Origin of the sequence: Streptomyces sp. NPDC057694, assembly GCF_042799415.1 — a bacterium.
In the GTDB taxonomy this organism is placed as follows: domain Bacteria; phylum Actinomycetota; class Actinomycetes; order Streptomycetales; family Streptomycetaceae; genus Streptomyces.
Window position 1 is genome coordinate 27,165 of record NZ_JBHVIX010000017.1, and the last position, 20,890, is coordinate 48,054.

At 73.1% G+C, this 20,890-nt stretch carries 15 protein-coding genes; 9 read left to right on the top strand and 6 right to left on the bottom strand.

Annotated features, from left to right (window positions below; all coding sequences use genetic code 11):
• Positions 1-43: 43 nt before the first annotated feature.
• Positions 44-1,264, bottom strand: coding sequence for an aminotransferase class V-fold PLP-dependent enzyme (locus ACFVDP_RS29890; protein WP_383496290.1), 1,221 nt, complete (start codon positions 1,262-1,264; stop codon positions 44-46).
• A gap of 211 nt (positions 1,265-1,475) precedes the next feature.
• On the opposite strand from ACFVDP_RS29890, the gene ACFVDP_RS29895 reads away from it, so the two are divergent.
• From ACFVDP_RS29895 to ACFVDP_RS29905, 3 genes are all read left to right on the top strand, one after another.
• Positions 1,476-2,171, top strand: a complete 696-nt coding sequence (locus ACFVDP_RS29895) for a FadR/GntR family transcriptional regulator (RefSeq protein WP_383496293.1) — start codon at positions 1,476-1,478, stop codon at positions 2,169-2,171.
• A gap of 227 nt (positions 2,172-2,398) precedes the next feature.
• Complete coding sequence (locus ACFVDP_RS29900; protein WP_383496663.1) at positions 2,399-2,806, top strand: ferredoxin; 408 nt, start codon at positions 2,399-2,401, stop codon at positions 2,804-2,806.
• A 124-nt stretch (positions 2,807-2,930) separates the two neighbouring features.
• A complete protein-coding gene (locus ACFVDP_RS29905) occupies positions 2,931-4,109 on the top strand; it encodes an acyl-CoA dehydrogenase family protein (RefSeq protein WP_383496296.1) in 1,179 nt (392 codons plus the stop codon).
• Positions 4,110-4,136: 27 nt separating this feature from the next.
• Here ACFVDP_RS29905 and ACFVDP_RS29910 read toward each other — a convergent pair whose 3' ends face one another.
• Both ACFVDP_RS29910 and ACFVDP_RS29915 read right to left on the bottom strand, forming a co-directional pair.
• Positions 4,137-5,342: a PP2C family protein-serine/threonine phosphatase gene (locus ACFVDP_RS29910; protein ID WP_383496299.1), complete on the bottom strand. Its 1,206-nt coding sequence runs from the start codon at positions 5,340-5,342 to the stop codon at positions 4,137-4,139.
• Between the two features lie 109 nt (positions 5,343-5,451).
• Positions 5,452-8,382 carry a BTAD domain-containing putative transcriptional regulator gene (locus ACFVDP_RS29915; RefSeq protein WP_383496302.1) on the bottom strand — a complete coding sequence of 977 codons (2,931 nt, stop codon included), beginning with the start codon at positions 8,380-8,382 and terminating at the stop codon, positions 5,452-5,454.
• A gap of 123 nt (positions 8,383-8,505) precedes the next feature.
• Here ACFVDP_RS29915 and ACFVDP_RS29920 point away from each other — a divergent pair, with 123 nt between their 5' ends.
• From ACFVDP_RS29920 to ACFVDP_RS29945, 6 genes are all read left to right on the top strand, one after another.
• The gene (locus ACFVDP_RS29920; protein WP_383496305.1) at positions 8,506-8,853 is read left to right on the top strand and encodes a hypothetical protein; all 348 of its coding nucleotides are present in this window, start codon (positions 8,506-8,508) and stop codon (positions 8,851-8,853) included.
• Between the two features lie 99 nt (positions 8,854-8,952).
• Complete coding sequence (locus tag ACFVDP_RS29925) at positions 8,953-10,716, top strand: aminotransferase class I/II-fold pyridoxal phosphate-dependent enzyme (RefSeq protein WP_383496308.1); 1,764 nt, start codon at positions 8,953-8,955, stop codon at positions 10,714-10,716.
• The gene (locus ACFVDP_RS29930) at positions 10,713-11,516 is read left to right on the top strand and encodes a phosphatidate cytidylyltransferase (protein WP_383496311.1); all 804 of its coding nucleotides are present in this window, start codon (positions 10,713-10,715) and stop codon (positions 11,514-11,516) included. The genes ACFVDP_RS29925 and ACFVDP_RS29930 overlap by 4 nt, the downstream gene beginning before the upstream one ends.
• A gap of 50 nt (positions 11,517-11,566) precedes the next feature.
• Positions 11,567-12,436, top strand: coding sequence for an oxygenase MpaB family protein (locus ACFVDP_RS29935; RefSeq protein ID WP_383496314.1), 870 nt, complete (start codon positions 11,567-11,569; stop codon positions 12,434-12,436).
• Between the two features lie 53 nt (positions 12,437-12,489).
• Entirely contained in the window at positions 12,490-14,790 is a 2,301-nt protein-coding gene (locus ACFVDP_RS29940; protein WP_383496317.1) for a tetratricopeptide repeat protein, read from the top strand.
• A gap of 83 nt (positions 14,791-14,873) precedes the next feature.
• On the top strand, positions 14,874-16,418 hold the full coding sequence (locus tag ACFVDP_RS29945; RefSeq protein WP_383496320.1) for a phytoene desaturase family protein: 1,545 nt from the start codon (positions 14,874-14,876) through the stop codon (positions 16,416-16,418).
• 22 nt (positions 16,419-16,440) lie between these two features.
• Here ACFVDP_RS29945 and ACFVDP_RS29950 read toward each other — a convergent pair whose 3' ends face one another.
• The 3 genes from ACFVDP_RS29950 to ACFVDP_RS29960 are packed head-to-tail and all read right to left on the bottom strand — an operon-like array spanning position 16,441 to position 20,890.
• Complete coding sequence (locus ACFVDP_RS29950; RefSeq protein WP_383496323.1) at positions 16,441-17,415, bottom strand: acetylxylan esterase; 975 nt, start codon at positions 17,413-17,415, stop codon at positions 16,441-16,443.
• A gap of 2 nt (positions 17,416-17,417) precedes the next feature.
• Complete coding sequence (locus ACFVDP_RS29955; RefSeq protein WP_383496326.1) at positions 17,418-19,805, bottom strand: polysaccharide lyase 8 family protein; 2,388 nt, start codon at positions 19,803-19,805, stop codon at positions 17,418-17,420.
• On the bottom strand, positions 19,802-20,890 hold the full coding sequence (locus ACFVDP_RS29960; protein WP_383496330.1) for a DUF1565 domain-containing protein: 1,089 nt from the start codon (positions 20,888-20,890) through the stop codon (positions 19,802-19,804). The genes ACFVDP_RS29955 and ACFVDP_RS29960 overlap by 4 nt, the downstream gene beginning before the upstream one ends.

Sequence of the window (20,890 nt, forward strand, 5' to 3'; positions counted from 1 at the left end):
TGCGGTGAGCCGTGCGGGCTGCCGGAGCGGGTGGAGTGCGGGGTCAGGCGGTGCGGCCCCAGGCCAGCAGCGCGGGGACGCACCTTTCGGCGAACTCCTCGTAGTCGGCCGGGGTGTTGTAGACGTGCGCGGACAGCCGCAGATAGCCGACCCCGTCGAAGGCCGTGAACGCGGTCTCCGCGCCGAGTTCGTGCGCGGCCCGGTCACGCAGCGCGTTGCCCTCGAACCGGTCGGGGCCGAGGGTGTCCGGCAGCCGGACCAGCCGCAGTGCGGGCGCGGGCGTCCCCACGGACGGCAGGGCGTCCTGCCCGGTGTGCCGGGTGATCGCCTGCGCGACGACGTGCTGCCCGTAGTCGGCGAGCGCGCTCAGATAGCCGCGTGCGGTGTCCCATCCCCAGGTCCGCTCGACGAACGACAGCGCGGCCGGAGCCGCGAGCCAGGCCGAGGTGTCCTGGGTGCCGGTGTGGTCGAAGCGCTCGGGGAACGGCAGTTCCGCGCCCCAGGAGTCGATCAGCGGGTGGAGGGCCTCGCGCAGCGGGCCGCGCACGACGAGCGCCGACGTGCCGCGCGGTGTGCAGCCGAACTTGTGCAGATTGCCGGTCCAGAAGTCGCAGTCGAGACCGTCGAGCGGCGCGGCCAGCATGCCGGGCGCGTGGGCCCCGTCCACCAGGAACGGAATGCCGCGCTCGCGGGCCAGGTCCGCGATCCGGCCGACGGGCAGCAGCCGGCCGGTCGAGGAGGTGATCTGGTCCAGCAGGATCAGCCCGGTGGCGGCGCCGACCTGCTCCGCGACGGCCGCGAACGCGTCGTCCGCGTCGGCGCTCAGGGGTACGTGCACGGTGCGGACCCGCCCGCCGCAGCGGGCTGCCACCCGCTGCGCGGCCATCGTGACGGCGCCGTACCCGTGGTCGCTGACCAGGATCTCGGCGCCCGGCCGCAGGGTGAGCGAGGTCAGCACGGTGCTGACACCCGCGCTCGCGTTCGGCACCAGTGCGAGATCGCCGACGGGCACCCGCAGGAAGGCTGCGATCACGTCGCGGGCCTCGGCGATCCGTCGCGGCTGGTCCGGGAACCACACGACCGGCGCCCGCTCGGCCCGCTCCCGCAGCCGGTCCTGCTCGACCTGTGCCGCCACCGGAACGGCGCCGAACGAACCGTGGTTCAGATGCAGCATGTCCGTGGCGAGCGACCAGGCGCCCGCGGCGGGCCCGCCGTCCGGCAGGGACAGCGGTTCAGGCGGGGCGACGGCCAGACCCGTACTCATGCGACTCCTCAGACGGGAAACCCGAGACGTATGACGACATGCGTCATCCTGGCATGGGCATCGCCGTGAATGAAGAGCAAATTCCCCGAGATTGCTGGGAAGTTGTTTGATGACTAGTGTGGGGCCTCCTCAAGACATCAGATGACTTGCTAAAGTCTCGGGCGTCGGACCATGGGGCGCCACGCAGCTGGCGGAAGCGGGGGAGCGGGATATGTCCGCAGTGGAGCGGGCCTTTCACGGCCTCAGGCACATGATCGCCGAGGGCCGGCTGAAAGCCGGTGAGCGGATGCCGCCGGAGGCCGACCTCTGTGCCGAACTGGGCGTCTCCCGCGGCCCCTTGCGCGAGGCCGTCCGCATGCTGGCCGCGCTGCGCGTGGTCGAGCCGCGGCACGGCTCGGGCACCTATGTCTCCGCGCTGCGGCCCGAGGACATCATCGGCAGCCTCTCGCTCACCGTGGACCTGCTGCCGCTCTCCGGCCTGCTGGAGGTCTTCGAGCTGCGCCGGGTGCTGGAGGCGCACGCCGCGTCACAGGCCGCGGCCCGGGTGAACGCCGAGGCGCTGGAGCGGATGAGCGCCACGCTCGACGCCATGGAGGCCATCGACGACCCGGCGGAGGTCTCCGCCCTCGACCACCGGTTCCACTCGGAGATCGCCCGGGTCGCGGGCAATCCGGCGCTGGAGTCGCTGCTCACCGTGTTCCGCACGCGCTCCCGGCGCCACCAGATCTTCACCCTGCCCGAGGGGGTGGACATCAAGCGGGTCAGCGACGCCGGTCACCGGGAGATCGTCGGGGCGATCGGACGGCACGACCCGGTGGCCGCCGCGTCGGCGGCGGCCGCGCACATCGCCCACTCGGAGAAGTGGCTGCGCCATCTCCTGACTCAGGAGCGCGCCCGGGAGTCGTAGGCCACCGCCCCTCCGCGGCCCGGGAGCGTGCACGGGAGTCGTAGGGTCGGCCCCCCCGCCAGGCAGGTTTGGCGGTCCCGGATGCGGCTACCCGCTCTCCCCGAGTTGCACGATCCGTGGAAGGGAGCCGGGCCGTGACCCCCCTGGCGAAGCACGCGAACCCCTCCGCCGAGGCGGCCGGGAGCACGGAGCGCACGGCGACGGACGAACCGCCCAAGGACGTCCTTGTGCGCTACCTCGAAGACCGTTTCGCCTGCGCCCAGTCCTGTACCGAATGTGCCCGCGCCTGCGCCGTGCAGGTGAGTGCCGCCGACCGGCTCGGCAGCGCCGCCGCGGTACCGGGCCCGGCCCGCCCGCCGACCTCCGGCCCCGGCCCCGACCCGGGCGGGCGGGCGCCCCAGGAACCGCGGCGCACCCTGCTGCTCTGCGTCGAGGTCTGCGACGCGACCTGCCGGCTGCTGTCGGAGGAGGCGCTCCGCGACGAGTACGCGCTGCGCCTCCAGGTCGAGTGGTGCCGCGCGGTCGCCCTGGAGTGCGCGCACGCCTGCGACCGGGTACCGGCCGCCGCCGACTGCGCGGAGCTGTGCCGGGCGTGCGCGCGGGCCTGCACCGACTTCCTGGCGACCCTGGGCTGAGGCCCGGGTTCAGGTGGGTCCGTCCCCGCCATTCACAATTTCTGGAACGGGTTCTACTGTGTGCGCCGTCGCATCATGCCTGAAAGACCGTCAGGCGCCGCCCAGTTGACCGCCAGGAGGGGCCGTGCACCTCGAATACACGCCTGAGCAGCAGCAGTTGCGCACCGAGCTGCGCGCCTACTTCGCCGAGCTCGTGCCCGACAACGCCTATGCCCGCTACGAGGACCCGGCCGCCCAGAAACGCTTCTACCGGGAGACGGTGCGCCGCCTCGGCTCCGACGGCTGGCTCGGGGTGGGCTGGCCCAAGGAGTACGGCGGGCGCGGCCTGACCCCGATGGAACAGTTCATCTTCTTCGACGAGGCCGCACAGGGTGGCGTACCGCTGCCGCTGATGGCGCTCAACACCGTAGGCCCGACGATCATGCAGTTCGGCACGGACGAGCAGAAGGATTTCTTCCTGCCGAAGATCCTCGCCGGTGAGATCGACTTCGCCATCGGCTACAGCGAGCCGGACGCGGGCACCGACCTCGCGGCCCTGAAGACGAAAGCGGTCCGTGACGGGGACGACTATGTCGTCAACGGCCAGAAAATCTGGACGACCAACGGCGACACGGCCGACTGGGTCTGGCTCGCCGTGCGCACCGACCCCGATGCCCCGCCCCACAAGGGCATCACCATGCTGCTCGTCCCGACGTCCGACCCCGGCTACTCCTGCACCGTCATCAACACCCTCGCCTCGCACGACACCACGGCGAGCTATTACGAGGACGTCCGCGTCCCCGCCGCGCGCCGGGTCGGCGAGGAGAACAAGGGCTGGCGCCTGATCACCAACCAGCTGAACCACGAGCGTGTCACCCTCGCCGCCCACGGCACCATGGCCATCCGCGCCCTCCACGACGTCCAGCGCTGGGCCATGGACACCAAGCTCGCCGACGGGCGCCGGGTCATCGATCTCGGCTGGGTCAGGAAGCGCCTCGCGCAGACCCACACCAGGCTCGACGCGATGAAACTCCTCAACTGGCAGATGGTGAACGCCGTGCAGCAGGGCACCCTCATGCCGCAGGACGCCTCCGCCGTGAAGGTCTACGGCTCCGAGGCGCGCCGCGACGCCTACGCGTGGCTGATGGAGGTCGTGGGCGCCGCCGGGGCGCTGAAGGAGGGGAGCGCCGGCGTCGTCCTCCACGGCGAACTGGAACGCGGCTACCGCTCGGCCGTCATCTTCACCTTCGGCGGCGGCAACAACGAGATCCAGCGGGAGATCATCTCGTGGATCGGTCTCGGGATGCCGCGGGTACGACGCTGACGGCTTCCTGTTCCGGCGGGCCCGGGCTCACTCGGGCGGGCGGTGCCGGACCGCCAGGACGGTGGTGTCGTCCGTCAGGCCCTGCGCCGCGTGCCGTGCCGCGGCCGCGCGGACGTACCGGACGAGGCGCCGGGGCTCGGACAGTCCCGGGTCGGCACGGAGCGCGGTCGCCAGGTCCTCCGTCAGCGGGTAGAACTCGCCGCCCCGGTCACGGGCCTCGGACACGCCGTCGGAGACCAGCAGCAGCGTCTCCCCGAGCCGGACGGGAACGACCGTGCCCGCAGGCGTCTCTCCGGTCAGCCCGAGCAGGCCCAGCGGCAGGGAGGCACCGCCGTGCAGGGGCCGGACACCGTCCGGGCCGACGGCCAAGGGTGTGAGGTGCCCGCAGTTGACGAGTTCGACGGGACAGTCGCGGCGTCCCGTCGCGCCGCTCGTGGGGAAGTTGATCAGCGCCGCGGTGGCGAAGCGTTCGCTGTCGTCGCCGCCGAGCGCCCGCGCGTGCTCCTGATGACGCAGCAGCCGCTGGTCCATGCGGACCGCGACCTCGAAGAGGTCGGCCTCGTGGAAGGCGGCCTCACGGAAACTGCTGACGAGCGCGGAGGCGCAGGCCACGGCATCGAGCCCCTTGCCCTGTACGTCGCCGAGGACGAGCCGGGAGCCGTGGGGCGAGGGCTGGATGTCGTAGAAGTCGCCGCCGACCCGGGCGGCGACGTCGGCGGTGGTGTAGGCGGCGGCCTGCTCCAGCCCCGCCCAGAAGGAGGGCAGCGGGCGAAGGACCGTGCGGCGGGTCGTCTCGGCGATCTCCCGGATGTGATCGGACCGCCGCTCGGCGCGCAGCCGGGCCCCGCACACGGGCACCGCGCCCAGGGCGCTGGCCAGGATCAGGAGGAAGCCGGGCACCCAGGTCGGCCCCGCCCACGGATAGCGCGCGTCGACGGCCGCATAGACGAGCACCGTCAGGACGGCGTACGCGACGGTGGCCCGCAGACCGCACAGCAGCGCGGCCAGCCCCGGGACAAGGACGACCCAGACGATGATCCGGAAGTCCTCACCGGTGCTCAGGTCGACCGCCACGACGGCCGCCAGGAACAGGGCCGGGAGCAGCGCCAGCAGGTGCCGGTGGTGCAGGGAGCGGCGGCCGTCGTCCTCGGCCGGATCGGCGAGCGCGAACGCCGGCCCGGCGCCGGGCCGCGAGTCCGGGCCGGGCACCGCGGCGGAGAGAAACTGCCTCACGTACTTCACGATTCAACCAGCAGAGCACGGGCGGCCCGCGCCGCGCATCTGTCCTAGGTCCCCTGGCCGTCGGCCAGAAGTCCCGGTCTCACGAGCCGGTCAACGGCTTTCATCGACAGGCTCTGAGCCCCTCGACGGCCTGCGTGTACTCCAACGGATACCGGTCGCCGCAGGGCACCGCGAGCGCGGCCCTGAACTGCTCCCGTGCCGAAGCGACGTCGCCCGCCGCGCGGACGATGCGGCCGAGGCGGCAGCGCAGGTCCATCTCGCGGCGGTCGTGGTCCGGATCGTCCCGCCGGTCGAGCGTGCCGTGCTGCTCGAGGGCCTGCCGGCCGGCGGACTCCGCGGCGACCAGATTGCCCGTGCCGTGCTCCGCCGAGGCGAGACGGGCCAGGGCGAGCGTGTGCAGACGTAGGTCCTCGGTCCGCCGCATCGTCTCACTCACGCGACGTAGCAGCGCCGCGGTGCCCGGCCTGCCCAGATACAGATAGAGGTCGAGATTGGAGGTCAGGGCCCGGCCGGTCGCACGGGAGCGGCCGGGGCCGCCGTCGTCGTACGCGGCGCGGAAGAGGTCGGGCAGCAGTGCGTCGCGCCCCTGATCGTGGTGGACGAGACCGAGGGCGAAGGAACCCATGGCGACGAGCCAGGGGTCGTCGCACCCGCGCGCCAGGCGCAGTCCCTCCGCCAACCACGCGGTAGGCGAGGTGCCCCGGTCGCCGTCCAGGGCGTGCGTGCCGAGGCCGACCATCGTGCCGAGCCCGATCAGGGTCCTGGCCTCCTCGTGCGGGTCTGCGTACGCGCGTGCGAGGTCCAGGGCCGACCGCAGACAGGCGAACGCCTCGGCGAAGCGGGCTCGGTGCATGAGCACCAGGCCCAGAGCATTGCGCAGGGCGGGCGCCATGCGTCTGTCGGTCGCCCGGTTGGCGTGCGGGAGCGCGGTCTCCAGCGCTGTGTGGCAGTCGTGGTGGCGGCCCCGGCTCAGAAAGTGTCCGGTCAGCGCCTCCGCGATCCAGCACGCGTGGTCGGCCTCGCCGAACGCGACGGCGTGCCCGACAACGTCCACCAACTCGCCGCCCGCCGAGTCCAGCCAGCGCGTCGCGTCCTGCCAGCCGTCGAAGGCCGCGTCGGTGGGGGCCGGACCGGTGGGAAAGCCGCCGCTGCCCCAGACGCTGGCGACGCGGGCCGCGTCCAGATAGAGGCGGAGCGCGGCTGTTCGCCCGGCGTCTGCCTCGGCGGGCGTGGCCTCGGCCAGCCGCCGTGCGTGGACCCGCACCAGATCGTGCAGCCGGTAGCGGCCCGGCCGGGGCTGCTGCACCAGACTTGTGTCGACCAACTCCTCCATGACCCGCTCGGCGCTGCGTGGTGACCAGCCGAGCATGGCGGCAGGGGTGCGCAGGTCGAACTCGACAGTGGGCGCCAGGCCGACGGCGCGAAAGGCTCGCCGCTGTGCCGGGGCGAGCTGGTCGTAGGACAGCCGGAACGCCGCCTCCACACTACGGTCCCCGGCGCTCAGCTCGCCGAGCCGCGTCTCGTCGTCGCCCATCCGCTCGACCAGGTAAGCGAGTGTCCAGGCGGGCCTGGTCTGCAGCCGCGTACCGGCGATGCGCAGCGCGAGCGGCAGCCCGGCGCACAGTCGCGCCAACTCCTGTATGGCACCCGGCTCCTGGTCGGCGCGCCGGCCCCCCACGATGTGCCGCAGCAGCGACGCCGCATCGTCGGCGCACAGCGTCTCCAGCGTGACCCGCCGGTCGGCGTCCAGCGCGGACAGTCGCTGTCGGCTCGCCACGATCACGGCGCTGCCGGGGCCGGCCGGAAGGAGCGGTCCGATCTGCTGGATGCCAAGAGCGTCGTCGAGCACGAGGAGCAGCTTCAGCGAACTGGTCACCGACCGCCACATGGCCGCGAGTTCATCGAGGTCGTTCGGTACGTCACTGTCGTCCGCGCCGACGGAGCGAAGGAGGCGCCTCAGCACACGCTGCGGTGCCAGCCGCTGTCGGGCGGTGCTGTGCGCCTGCAGGTCCATGAACAGACAGCCGTCGGGGAAGCGGCTCCGCACTCGATGGGCCGCACGTACGACGAGGGCGGTCTTGCCGACTCCGGCCGGGCCGTCCACCGCGACCACCGCGACGCCATCGGACGCGGTGGGCTCCGTCAGTAGCGCCAACTCGCTCTCCCGGCCGATCAGTTGTCCACTGTCGCCAGGAAGCTGATTGACCGTCGGGCGGGGGCGTGCGGCAGGCGGAGGCGCGACCGGGCCGATGAGGCTCGCGGTGTCCTGGCGCAGCAGTGCCGTGTGTACCCGGGCGAGTTCCTCTCCGGGATCGACCCCCAGCTCCTCGCGCAGCCGCGCCCGCATGTCCTCGAACGCCCCGAGCGCCTCCACCTGCCGCTCGCACCCGTATAGGGCGCGCATACGCAACGCCAGTAGCGACTCGTCGTAGCGGTCGGACTCGGCAGGGCCGGCCAGGTCGTCCAGCGCCTCGCCGAACCGGCCGAGCAGGACCAGACAGTCGAGCCGGGCCAGGCGCAGGGCGCGACGGCGTTCCAGGAGCCGTTCCCGCTCGGCCTGGGCGAACGGCCCCGGCACATTGGCCAGCGGCTCCCCTCGGTACAGGGCGAGCGCGTCCGCGAGCCGATCCGTGGCCAGGGCGAGATCGCCGGATGCCCTGGCGCGCCGGGCGACTTCGCTCCGCTCGGCCAGCTCCGTCACATCGAGACGGGCACCATCGGCCAGGCAGCGGTACCAGCCCTTGCCGCTGCGGATCAACGACTCCGTGTGCCGGGTGCCCTCGGAGTCGAGCGCCCTGCGCAGCGGATTGACATGGCTGGGCAGCACCTTGTGACCCGAGGCGGGCGGCTCCGCGCCCCACACGCCGTCGAGCAACTGATCATGGGTCACCACGGTTCCCTGGCGCAGCACCAGGGCGGCCAGCACTGCCTGCCGCTTGACCGGCCCCACATCCAGGGCGTTCCCGCCCCGCCAGGCCCGCAAGGGGCCGAGCACCTCGATGCGAAGCTGCTGAAGCGCGCTCTCCTCCACCCCAGACCTCCCCCTACGCGCGGCTGCACGCGTACACCATCGGAATTTCATCAGCATTGCAGCACGCCCCGAGACAGTGGCGGACATGGCATCGCACAACCCGCACAACCAGGCCCCCACCGCGTGACCGGGGCGGAACTGGTAGCCACCGCACTGGCCACCGAAGCGGCGGCCGCACTCACCGGCACCACGCACGGCCTGGTCCACGAACTCTGGGTGGCATTGAGGGAGTTGATCCGAGAGAGGCTCACCAAGACGAACGGTGCGAACGAGAGTGGCGGCTACGGCCTGCGCGTACTCGACGAGTACGTGACGGACCCCGACGTGTGGCGCAACCGGATGCTCCACGTCTTGACGGGCGCCGAGGTCCACCAGGACGCCGAGGCCCTTGCCGCGGCCAGGGCCGTTCTCCGCGCCGACGCTCGTGCCGTGTTCAGCGGCGGCGCACACCCTTCCGCGCCACCCGCCTGAGTACGCGTACTCAATCCCCCTGCGTCGCAGTGCCCTCCCCGGACGAGGGCCCGCTCCCGAGGATGGGACGGACCCGCCCCCGCTCGGAAAGAGACACTCATGGGCCGTCAGCTGCACCTGCGTACCGCCCTCCCGGACGACCGCGACTGGATCCACGAGCTGCGGCACCGGGTCTACGCGCAGGAGTTGGGACAGCACGCGCCGGATCCGGCCGGGCGGCTGAGTGACGGGCTCGACGGGGACAACGTCTATCTGGTCGCGGCGCGCGGCGCCCGGCGGATCGGGTTCGTCAGCGTGACGCCGCCGTGGGCGGGACGGTTCGGCCTCGACAAATATCTGGACCGGGACGAACTGCCGTCGCTGCGCGAGCCCGACACCTTCGAGGTGCGCATCCTCACCGTCGAGCCGGGGGAACGGCGGAGCGCGGCGGCGCCGCTGCTGATGTACGCGGCGCTGCGCTGGATCGCCTCGCGTGGGGGCCGCCATGTCGTCGCGATGGGCCGCACCGAGGTGCTCGACCTGTACCTGGCCGCGGGCCTGCGCCCGGTCGGGCGGACCGTGCGCTGCGGAGCGGTCACGTTCGAGGTGCTCACCGGCGCCGTCGACGTGCTGACGCGGGGCGTGCCGGACCGGCACTCCGCCACCCTGGAGCGGCTGCGGTCCACCGTGGACTGGCGGCTCGACGTCCCGTTCGCGCCGGGCCCCGACGGCTGTGAGCACGGCGGCGCCTCCTTCACCGCCGTCGGCACCGACTTCCGCACCCTGCACCGGCGCCGCCGGATCGTCGCCGCCGACGTGCTGGACGCCTGGTTCCCGCCCGCGCCCGAGGTGAGCGCCGCGCTCACCGACGACCCCTCCTGGCTGGCCCGCACCTCACCCCCGGCCGGCGCCGAGGGCCTGGTCGCGGAGATAGCCGCGACACGCGGACTGCCCGAGGAGACCCTCTGCGTCGGCGCGGGCTCCTCCGACCTGATCTACCGGGCGTTCGGACAATTGCTGACCCCCGAGAGCCGGGTGCTCCTCATCGACCCCGGCTACGGCGAGTACGCGCATGTCACCGAGCGGGTCATCGGCTGCCACGTCGACCGGCTGCGGCTGCGTCGCGCCGACGACTGGCGCATCGACCCGCACCGGCTCACCGAGGCGGTCGCCACCGGCCGGTACGACCTCGTGGTCGTCGTCAACCCGAACAACCCCACCGGCCGCCACACACCCGCCGACGAACTGCGCGCCGCGATCGAGAGCGCACCGGACCGCACCCGCTGGTGGATCGACGAGGCCTACCTCGGCTACGTGGACGAGGCCGCCTCGCTCGCCCCGCTCGCCGCCACCGACCCCCGCGTCGTCGTCTGCACCTCGCTGTCCAAGATGTACGCCCTGTCCGGGCTGCGGGCCGCCTACCTGGTGGCCGCCCCGGACACCGCGGCGCTCCTGCGACGCTGGACACCGCCCTGGCCCGTGAGCCTGCCCGCGCAGCGGGCCGCGGTCGCGGCGCTCGGCGAGCCGGAGTACTACCGGGAACGCCGACTTCAGACCCGGGCCCTGCGCCACCGACTGGCGCTGGAACTGGCCGAGTTGGACGAGGGCGTGCTCGTCGAGGAAGGCGTCGCGAACTTCGTCAACGTGACCCTGCCCGCCGGCGGGCCGAGCGCCGCACAGTTCGTCCACGAGTGCCGTCGGCACGACGTCTATCTGCGCGACCTGTCGCCGCTGTCCGCGCTCTACGAGGGACGCACCGTACGGGTCGCCGTCAAGGACGCCGCGGAGAACGCCCGCATCGTCGCCGCCTGCCAGGCCGCCCTCGACGTGCTGGTCCCGCCGGTGCCGCTCCCGGCCGAGCCGGTCTCCGGCGCCGCGCGGTGACCACCGTCGCTTCCCTGGCGCCCTGGCTCGGCGGTGCGCTGGCCCTGGCCGGCGCGGGCGTGCTCGCGTCCCGGCGCCGCGAGCTGATGGTCCGGTGGTGCGCGTGGGCGGTCGGGGTTCCGCTGGTCACCGGCGCGTTCTGGCTCGGAGCGCCGGGCGTCGCGGCCCTCGCCACGGCGGCCGCGCTGATCGCCGTCCGCGAGTTCGGCGGACTCCTGGACCTGCCCCTTACCGACCGGGCGGTGCTCGCCGCGGCGGTCACCGCCGTGATCGTCACCGCCTGGCTGGCACCGGGCGAGATCCTGCGGGCGGGCGCGGCCGGAGCCCTCGCCGTGACCGCGGTGCCGCTGCTGTCCGGCGACGCCGACCACGGGCTGCGCCGGGCATCCGCCGCCCTGTTCGGACTCGCCTGGCTGAGCCTCCTCGCCGCACTCGTGCCGCTCGGCGCCGACGCGCTCGCCCTCTTCGTCGCGGTCTCCGTCGCCGACATCGCGGCCTACTTCGCGGGCCGGCGCCTCGGCGGGCCGCGCCTGTCGCCGCTGTCCCCGGCCAAACGCTGGAGCGGCACCCTCACAGGGGCCGCGGCAGGCGTCGGCGCGCTCGCCGTCCTCGGCGCGGCCAGTTGGCAGACGGCGCTGGCCGTGGCGGTCGGCGGACCGGCGGGCGACCTCATCGAGTCCATGGTCAAGCGCGGCGCACGCCAGAAGGACGCGGGCCGCTGGCTCCCCGGCTCCGGCGGCCTCCTCGACCGCGTCGACTCCCTCCTCGGCGCGCTCGCTGTCCTCGTGGTCCTGCACTGAAACGGCCGTCACCGCGGGCCCGCGCGTACCCTGCGACCAGGAGGTGCGGCATGCGCGACGACGCGGACCCGGGACTCTTCGGACCCGACTCGGTGACCTGGCAGGTCCACTCCGACCCCATGATGTGGGTCGCCGGCATCCGCGCCCTGTACCTCCAGGCGCTGCACCCCCGTGCCGTACGCGGGGTGATGCAGAATTCGGACTTCCGGCGCGACGCCTGGGGGCGGCTGATGCGCACGGCGAGCTTCGTCGGCACCACGACGTACGGCACCACCGAGGCGGCGGAACGGGCGGGGGCGCGCGTGCGCGGCATCCACCGCCGGCTGACGGCCACCGACCCCGACACGGGGGAGCGGTACGGCGTCGACGAACCCGGACTGCTGCTGTGGGTGCACTGCGCGGAGATCGACTCCTATCTGACCGTCGCGCGCCGCTCCGGCTTCCGCCTCACCGACGCGCAGGCCGACCGCTACCTCGCCGAACACCGCACCAGCGCCCGCCTCGTCGGCCTCGACCCCGACGACGTCCCCGCCGACCAGGCGCAGATGAAGGCATACTTCGCGAAGGTGCTTCCCGAGCTGGCCGCGGGCCCCGAGGCCCGCACCGTCGACGACTTCCTGCAACGCCCGCCCACGCACCCGCTGTTGAAACCCGCGCGCGAGGTGCTCTGGCGGCGCGTGGCGAACCTCGCCTACGCCTCCCTGCCGCCGTACGCCCACACCCTGTACGGCAGACCCGCCCCCGCACCGGCCGTCGTCACCCGTCGCCTGCGCGCCACCGGCACCGCCCTGCGCCGGATTCCCGACCGTGCGCGCTGGCAACTGCCGCCGAAACACATCCTGCGGGCCATGGCCAGACTCGGCCCAGACGCGCGCCCTGCCCCGTACAAAGTCGACAGATGGGTAGCCATACTGGACTGAGGCCCTGCCCGGGGGCGGGCGCGGGAGCGAGGCGACGGGGGCGATGGCGGAAGATGCCGGAGTTGGGGGAGACCCGGGACGTCAGGCTGATCCACGGGCGGTACCGGCTGCTCGACCGGATCGGCCGGGGCGGCATGGGCGAGGTGTGGCGGGCGCGGGACGAGTCACTGGGCCGCCACGTCGCCGTGAAGTGCCTCAAGCCGCTCGGACCACAGCGGGATCAGTCCTTCACGAGGATCCTTCGGGAGCGCTTCCGCAGAGAGGCCAGAGTGGCCGCCGGACTCCAGCACCGCGGCATCACCGTCGTACACGACTTCGGTGAGTACGAGGGAATCCTCTACCTGGTGATGGAACTGCTGGAGGGCAAGAATCTCAGCCAACTCCTGGAGGACAACCGGCATCACCCGCTCGCCGTGGACGAGGTCGTCGACGTCGCCGAGCAGATCGCCTCCGCGCTCGCCTACACCCATGAACAGGACATCATCCACCGCGACCTGAAGCCCGCGAACATCGTCCGGCTCGACGACGGCACGGCCAAGATCTGCGACTTCGGCATCGCCCGGCTCGGCCACGACATTGGCTTCACCGCCCGGCTCACCGGCACCGGCATCGCCATGGGCACACCGCACTACATGTCGCCCGAGCAGATCGGCGGCACACACGTCGACCAGCGCAGCGACCTGTACTCCCTCGGCTGCGTCCTGTACGAGATCGCCACCGGCGCGCCCCCGTTCGACCTGGACGACGCCTGGGCCGTGCTCGTCGGCCACCGCGACACCCAGCCCGAGCCGCCGCGCAGCCACCGCCCCGATCTGCCCGTGTACGTCGAGCGGATCATCCTCGACCTGCTCGCCAAGGAACCCGACGAACGGCCCCGCGACGCACGGGAGGTGGGCCGGCGCATCACGGCGGGGCGCACCGGGCGCGCGACCTACGTACCCACCGTGCGAACCCCGCAGATCGTGCCGCACACCGAGACGTGGGTGGCGCGCGAACCACGGCCCAGCCGCGCGCCGCAGACCACCCCCGAACCGCAGACCCCGCGCGAACCCCGCCTGCCGTCCTGGACCCGTGGCATGACCACCGGCCACAAGGCCACCGGCGGCTCCGGCCTGCGCGTCACCCCGCCGGACAGCGCGGCCGGCCTCACCGGCGAATGGATCCCGCGCCCCGCCGGGCCCGCCACGACCCCAACGGACCCGGCCGAACGCCCTACTCCCGGAACCGAGTTGCCGGCCACGCTCGTCTCCCGGCACAACACGGGACTCAGCCTCGGCCGGCTCGGCCGCTGGGCCGAGGCGGGCGAAGTGCACCGGGCCGTCGCCGCCGACCGCGCGCAGGCGCTCGGCCCCGACCATCCCGACACCCTCGCCAGCCGCTACGAGGTCGCCTTCACCCTCAGCCGCACCGGCCGCGCCGCCGACGCACTGCGCGAGTACCGGCGCGTGGTGGAGGGCCGCGAGCGCGCCCTCGGCCCCGAGCACCCCGACACACTGGGCGCCCGGCAGGAAGTGGCGTACGTCCTCGGCAAGCTCGGCCGGCACTCCGAGGCGCACCAGGTCTACGTCGAGGTCCTCGCGGCCCGCGAGCGCGCGGCGGGCCCCGACCACCCCGACACCCTGCGCTGCCGCCACAACCTCGCCTTCAACCTCAGCCGCCTGGGCCGTCTGGAGGAGTCCTACCGGATGGCGAGCCAGGTGGCGCAGGCCCGCGCCCGCGTCCTCGGCGCCGACCATCCCGACACCCTCGTCACGCGCTGCGAAGTCGGCTACACCCTCGGCCGGCTGGGCCGCTGGAGCGACGCCCTCCACACCTATCGCGAGGTAGCCATGGCCCGTGCGGAGACCCTCGGGCCCGGCCACCCCGACACGCTCGCCGCCCGCTACGAGGTCGGCATCAGCCTGGGCCGCCTCGGCCGCAGCGCCGAAGCCCTCACCCTCTACCGCGACCTCATCGACGACCGCACCCGCGTCAGCGGCCCGAACGACCCCGAGACACTGCGCGCCCGCCACGGTCTGGGCGTCAACCTCGGCCGAATGGCCCGCTGGGAGGAGGCACTCGCCGAGGCCCGCGACGTCTGCGCGATCCGTGAGCGGGTGCTCGGCCCCGACCACGTCGACACCCTCGTCAGCCGCCGCGAGGTCGCCGTCGGCCTGGGCTGGCTCGGCCGCTGGCAGGACGCGCTCACCGAGTACCGCGACGTCGCGGACGCCCGCGAACGGGTCCTCGGCGAGACCCACCCCGACGCCCTGGCCAGCCGCAACGACGAGGCCCACTGCCTGGAACAACTGGGCCGCGGCCCGGAGGCGACGGAGCTGTACCGAAGGGTGGCCGACCTGCGCCGGCGCGGGTAGCCCCGCGCGGCGCCGCCCGCGAGTCCGTCCGCGCCGGAGCCCGCACCCTGGCCGTCCCGGACGCCCCCGTGCTACCAAGAGCCATGCTCACCCGGACCGACGTCGTCATCGTCGGTGGCGGCCACAACGCCCTGGTCGCTGCCGCCTACCTCGCCCGCGCAGGCCGCACCGTCACCGTTCTCGAACGGCTCGGCGCCACCGGCGGCGCCGCCGTCTCCACGCGCCCCTTCGCCGGTGTGGACGCCCGCCTGTCCCGCTACTCCTACCTGGTCAGCCTGCTGCCCAGGAAGATCGTGCGCGATCTGGGCCTCGACTTCACCGTCCGCGCCCGCACCGTGTCCTCGTACACCCCCACCGTCCGCGACGGCCGCGCCACCGGTCTCCTGGTCGGCGGCGGAGCCGACCGCACGCGCGACTCGTTCGCCCGTCTCACCGGCGGCGAGGACGCGTACGCGGCATGGAACCGCTTCTACGAGACGACCCGGCACGCCGCCGAGCGGATCTTCCCCACCCTCACCGAGCCCCTCCCCACCCGCGAGGAGCTGCGGACCCGCCTCGCGGACGACGACGCCTGGCGGCTGCTCTTCGAAGAGCCCATCGGCGTCGGCATCGAGGAACACTTCAGCGACGACCTCGTACGCGGTGTCGTCCTCACCGACGCGCTCATCGGCACGTTCGCCGACGCCCACGATCCCTCGCTCGCCCAGAACCGCTGCTTCCTCTACCACGTCATCGGCAACGGCACGGGCGACTGGGACGTCCCGGTCGGCGGCATGGGAGCCCTCACCGACGCCCTCGCCGCCGCGGCCCGCACGGCCGGTGCCGAACTGCTCACCGGTCACGAGGTCACCCGGATCGAGACCGACGGACAGCACGCCGAGGTCACCTACCGCACCGGCGACACCGAAGGCACGATCGCCGCCCGCCACGTCCTCGTGAACGCGTCCCCGGAGCACCTCGCCCGGCTCCTCGGCGACACCCCGCCGCCCCCGGCCGAGGGCGCCCAGCTCAAGGTCAACATGCTGCTGAAGCGGCTGCCCCGGCTCAAGGACACCTCCGTCGATCCGCGCGAGGCGTTCGCCGGAACCTTCCATGTCGCCGAAGGATACGGCCAGTTGGCGACGGCCCACGCCGAGGCCGCGGCCGGGTCACTGCCGAGCGCGCCGCCCTCGGAGATCTACTGCCACAGCCTCACCGACACCAGCATCCTCGGGCCTGACCTGGCCGCGCGCGGCTACCAGACCCTCACCCTCTTCGGACTGCACACCCCGGCCCGGCTGTTCGCCGCGGACAACGACACGGCCCGCACCGCCCTGCTCAAGGCCACCCTCGCCCAGCTCGACGCCCACCTCGACGAACCGCTGGAGGACTGTCTCGCCGAGGACGCCGACGGCCGCCCCTGCATCGAGGCCAAGACCCCGCTCGACCTGGAGCGGGACCTCCGGCTGCCCGGCGGCAACATCTTCCACCGGGAGCTGTCCTTCCCCTACGCCCAGCAGGGCACGGGCCGTTGGGGCGTCGAGACCGCGCACGCCAACGTCCTGCTGTGCGGCGCGGGCGCGGTCCGCGGCGGCGGGGTCAGCGGCATCCCCGGGCACAACGCGGCGATGGCGGTGCTCGGCCGCTGAGGCCACTGACCCCGTCGCCGGATCAGGCCGCGAACACGCCCCGCAGTGCGGCGATCTTGCGCGGCAGGTCGTACTCGGCTCCGCCCTCGTGCCCGTTGTAGGGGAACACCTCGATCTCGGCGGGCCCCGCATAGCGGTGATACGCGGCGAACACGGTGGACGACGGGCAGATCCGGTCCATCAGGCCGACCGAGAACCAGGCCGGACTCGTCGCCCGCGCCGCGAAGTTGACCCCGTCGAAGTACGACAGGGTCTCCATCGCCGCCTCGACGCCGAACCGGTGACCGGAGAGGAAGCGGGCGATCTCGGCATACGGGCCGTTGTCCGTGATCTGCGAGGCCCGCCGGTAGTGGCACAGGAACGGCACGTCCGCGACCGTCGCCGCCACGTCCTCGCGCAGCCCCGCCACGGCCAGGGCGAGCCCCCCGCCCTGACTGCCGCCCAGCACCGCGACCCGCGACGGATCGACGGCCTCGTGCGCGCGGACCGCGTCGACGGCCCGCACCGCGTCGGTGATCAGCCGCCGGTAGTAGTGCCGGTGCGGGTCCTCGATACCCCGGGTGAGGAAGCCGGGCGACGACGAGCCGTGGCCCTCGGGCGCGAGGTCCGGGGTGTCCGCGGTGTTCTTGCCGCCGCCGCCCTGGCCCCGGTTGTCCATCACCAGGTGCGCGTGGCCGAGCGCGCTCCAGGCCAGCCAGGAGTACGGGATGCCCCGGCCGCCGTTGTAGCCGATGTACTGCACCACGGCCGGCAAGGGACCGGTGCGCCCGCGCGGCAGCAGCAGCCACGCCTTGACGGCCTGCCCGCCCCACCCGTGGAACGTCACGTCGTACACGTCGACCGTCGTCAGCCCGGTCTCGTACGGCACGAAGCGGGCGTCGAGCGGATGCCGGGCGGTGTCGTCGAGTGTCTTGCGCCAGAACGCGTCGAAATCCGCGGGCTCCTCCGGCGCGGGCCGGTACTCCCGCAGCCGGTCGAGCGGCATGTCGAACAGCAAGGTCAACTCCTCGAAGAGGTACGCGAAAGGGTCAGGGAGACCGACGCGCCGTGCAGGCCGGCGGTGTCGACGGTGATCAGGGTGCGGGCGCCGCGCCGGACGGCGGCGACTCCGGGGTCCGCCCGCCGCACGCTGTATCCGGGCAGACCGAGGTCGAGCACGACCTGGCCGCGCAGCTGCGTCGGATCACTCACCGCCACCTCGAACTCCTTCCCGCGCGGGCGGACGAGCACGGAGGCGGGCCCGTCCGCGCCCAGCTCACCGGCCCGGCCCGCCGCCCAGAAGTTGGCGGCGAGCAGCCCGTCGGACGCGCGCCGCACCGCGTGCACGGCCGCCGACGCGGCGACGACGGACACCGGCGGGGCGAGCACGGCCCGCGCGGTCCGCTCGGCCGACGCCCCCGGCAGCTGCAGCCAGCAGTAACCCGCCCCCGACGGCGCGCTGCCGTGGTCCTGCCACAGCGTGAGATACGGGCGGGTCACCGGGGTGTCCGTGCCGTACTTGATGTTGATGTCCCGCCAGGTGGCGGTGCGCTGCTCCCGCAGGGCCCGCAGGGCGGTCGGCCGCGGGAAGACATAGCCGCCGGTCCCCGCGAGATGCACGCTGCGCACGCCCTCGTACGTGGCCGACCAGCCCGCGTCGGACGGCGCGCGTGTCCCGTCGACCGTCAACTCGGCTGCCGCATCGGTGAGTTTGCGGTTCTCGACGATCGTCTCGACGGGTCCCGCATCGGCCGAGATGCCCGACCCGACGTGCACGATCACGTCGTCGAGGCAGAACCAGCTCTTCCACGCACTCAGCGGACTCCCGAACGCGCGCAGCTCCATGCCGTACGCGCCGAGCGTCGTCCCGGGCAGCGCCGCGCCGCCGGCCCAGTCCGCGGTGCTCGTGGTGCGCTGGCCCGCCGCGTCGGCGGGACGCTCGGCGACGACCGTGGTCCCGGCGAGCCGCAGCGGGTCCACGGTCGGCCAGTAGTCCTCGCTGTAGTGGCCGAGGTCGTCGTCGTAGAGGAGGACCATGCCGTCGGACAGGTGCCAGCCGTGCAGGTTTTCGTTCTGGATCGACTCGTAGTTGTAGACACGGCTGGAGTAGGCGCTGATGCCCAGGGTGAAGGACGGGCGGTGGTGCATCGCCTTGTCCATGCGCGGGAACTGACGGTGCGTGACCAGATCGCCGCGCGGCTTCGTGTCCGACGCGAGCAGTTCCTGCGCGGCCACCAGCGAGGCGAGGTCCGTGACGTCGAGGAAGTCCCGGTACGTGTCCTCGGTGATCCACTGCTTGACCATCGCCGCGAACCGGTCGGCGTCGTCGGCCGTCAGCCCGGGCAGCAGTCGCAGCACCGCCTCGATCACGGTCTGCGCGGCGACATGGCCCTGTTTGCTGGAGCGGGCGATCTCCCGGCCGCACACGCCCGCCTGCATGTCGCCGCGCGCGATGAGCGGCTCGAAACCGTCCGTCACCCACTGCCGCACGTTCGCCACGTCCGGGTCGGTGACGTCCCAGTCGGTTCCCGCGAAAAGGTTCAGCAGCCGGGACAGATTCCCCAACAGCTCTTTTCCGTAGCCCCCGTTGTAGGGGTGCTTGTAGTGCTGGAGGAACGAGCCGTCGGAGTAGAAGCCCTCACCGGTCCCGGATCCGGAGTCCTGGTAGGCGAGCACACTGTTCGCACCGCCGCCCGACACGTCCGACAGCGCGTCGCGCACCCGCGCCAGGTCGCTGCCGTCGCCGCGCAGCACGGCGCCGACGGCGACGACGGTGCAGATCCACACGCGGTTGGCGCCCGTCGCGATCTGCCGGTCGACGCGCCACAGGTTCGGGTCGGGCGTGTAGTGGCGCACGGCGTCCGTGATCCGTGTCAGCCGGTCGGCGCCGAGGGCGTCGTACAGCAGGACTGCCGTGTCGTTGAGGGCCAGGGCGCAGCCGATCTCCCAGTCCCAGTCGTTGTCGAAGCGGTCGTGGCCGGGCCCGTAGCGGTGTTCCAGCACCCAGTCGACGCCCCGGCCGAGCAGGTCCGCGAGGGCCGCGTCGCCGTACTGGGCGGTGCCCGGCACGGCCCAGGCCGTGGCGATCGTCGAGAGCCGCTTGAAGGACGTGGTGACGTGGTTCGAGACGGAGGTGCTGGTCAGGTCCGGCCACAGGCCGTCCGTGCGGGTCGGGTCGAGGCCCTTGGCCGCGCTCACCGCCGCCCGGTCGATGCGTGCGACGGCCGCCGCGATCCGCGGGTCGGCGGTGTCGAGGCCCGCGCCGCCGGTCAGCAGGGTGTGCCAGCGGGCGCGCAGGAGCGCGGTGCCGTCGTCGGCGTGCGCGAGCGTCAGGAAGGGGGTGGGAAGGGCGAGGGCGGCGAGGGAGGCGCCGGTGCCCGCGAGGACGGTGCGGCGGGTGGTGCTCACGAGGCGGCTCCGGCCGGGCACAGGGCCGTCGGGGCGTAGTCGGCGCCGTACGTGCCCACCGAGTCCCCGCCCGTGTTGCCGCTCATCGTGTTGGAGCACACCGGGCCCTGCGGGGTGCGCATCACCTTGATGCCGCCGCCCGCGTTCCCGGTGATCGTGTTGCCGTAGACCTGGGTGTCGATGCCGTCGCCGGCCGTGTCGCCGCCGAGCCGGACGCCCGCGCCCGTGTTGTCGTGCAGCGTGTTGTACCGGAAGATGTTGCCGTTCCCGCGCGCGTCGAGCCCGCCCGAGCTGGGGTCCCGCTGCTGCGAACAGTCGTTGTACTCCACGTAGTTGTGCGTGGAGTTCTCCTTCACGTCGACGCACTCGTTGCCGCGCGTGGCGATCGTGTTGTGGTGGATGCGATTGTTCTTGCTGACGTCGGCGGCGGCGTCGGGCGCGCCGTTCGCGCCCTGCTGCTCGGGGGCCGTGCCGAGGTAGATGCCCTCGCCGTTCTTGCCGCCTCCGCCGAACCGGAAGTCGGCGACACCGCAGTCGCTGATCGTGTTGTCGTGCACGTCGGCGCCGGTGACCAGATAGCGCAGCCGCAGGCATTCGTCGGCGGCGTTCTTGAGCGTCATGTTCCTGATCGTGAGGGCGTTGACCCCGTTGCCGGGCGTCGTGCTCATCACGTAGACCAGCTTGGAGCGGTAGCCGTCCACGCTGCCCGACGACCCGAACAGGCCGTCCACGGTGAACCCGTCGAGGACCGTGCCGTCGTGCCGCACCTGCACGATGCGGCTGTCGCCCGCGCCCTTGACGACGGCGGTCGACGGTCCGGTGAGCGTGACGTTCTCGCGGCGGGTCACCACGTCCTGGAGATACGTGCCCGTGGCCAGGTGCACGACGGAGCCCTCCGGCGCCGCGTCCAGCGCCTGCTGGATCGTGGCGAACGGCGCGGCGGACGACGTACCGGCGTTGCCGTCGCTGCCGCTCGGGCTCACGTAGTACGACGACGCGGCCGAGGCCGGTGCGGCGGGCAGCGCCAGCGCGGTGCAGGCGCCGAGAGCCACGGCGAGCGGGGCGAGCAGGGCGCGTCTGGACAT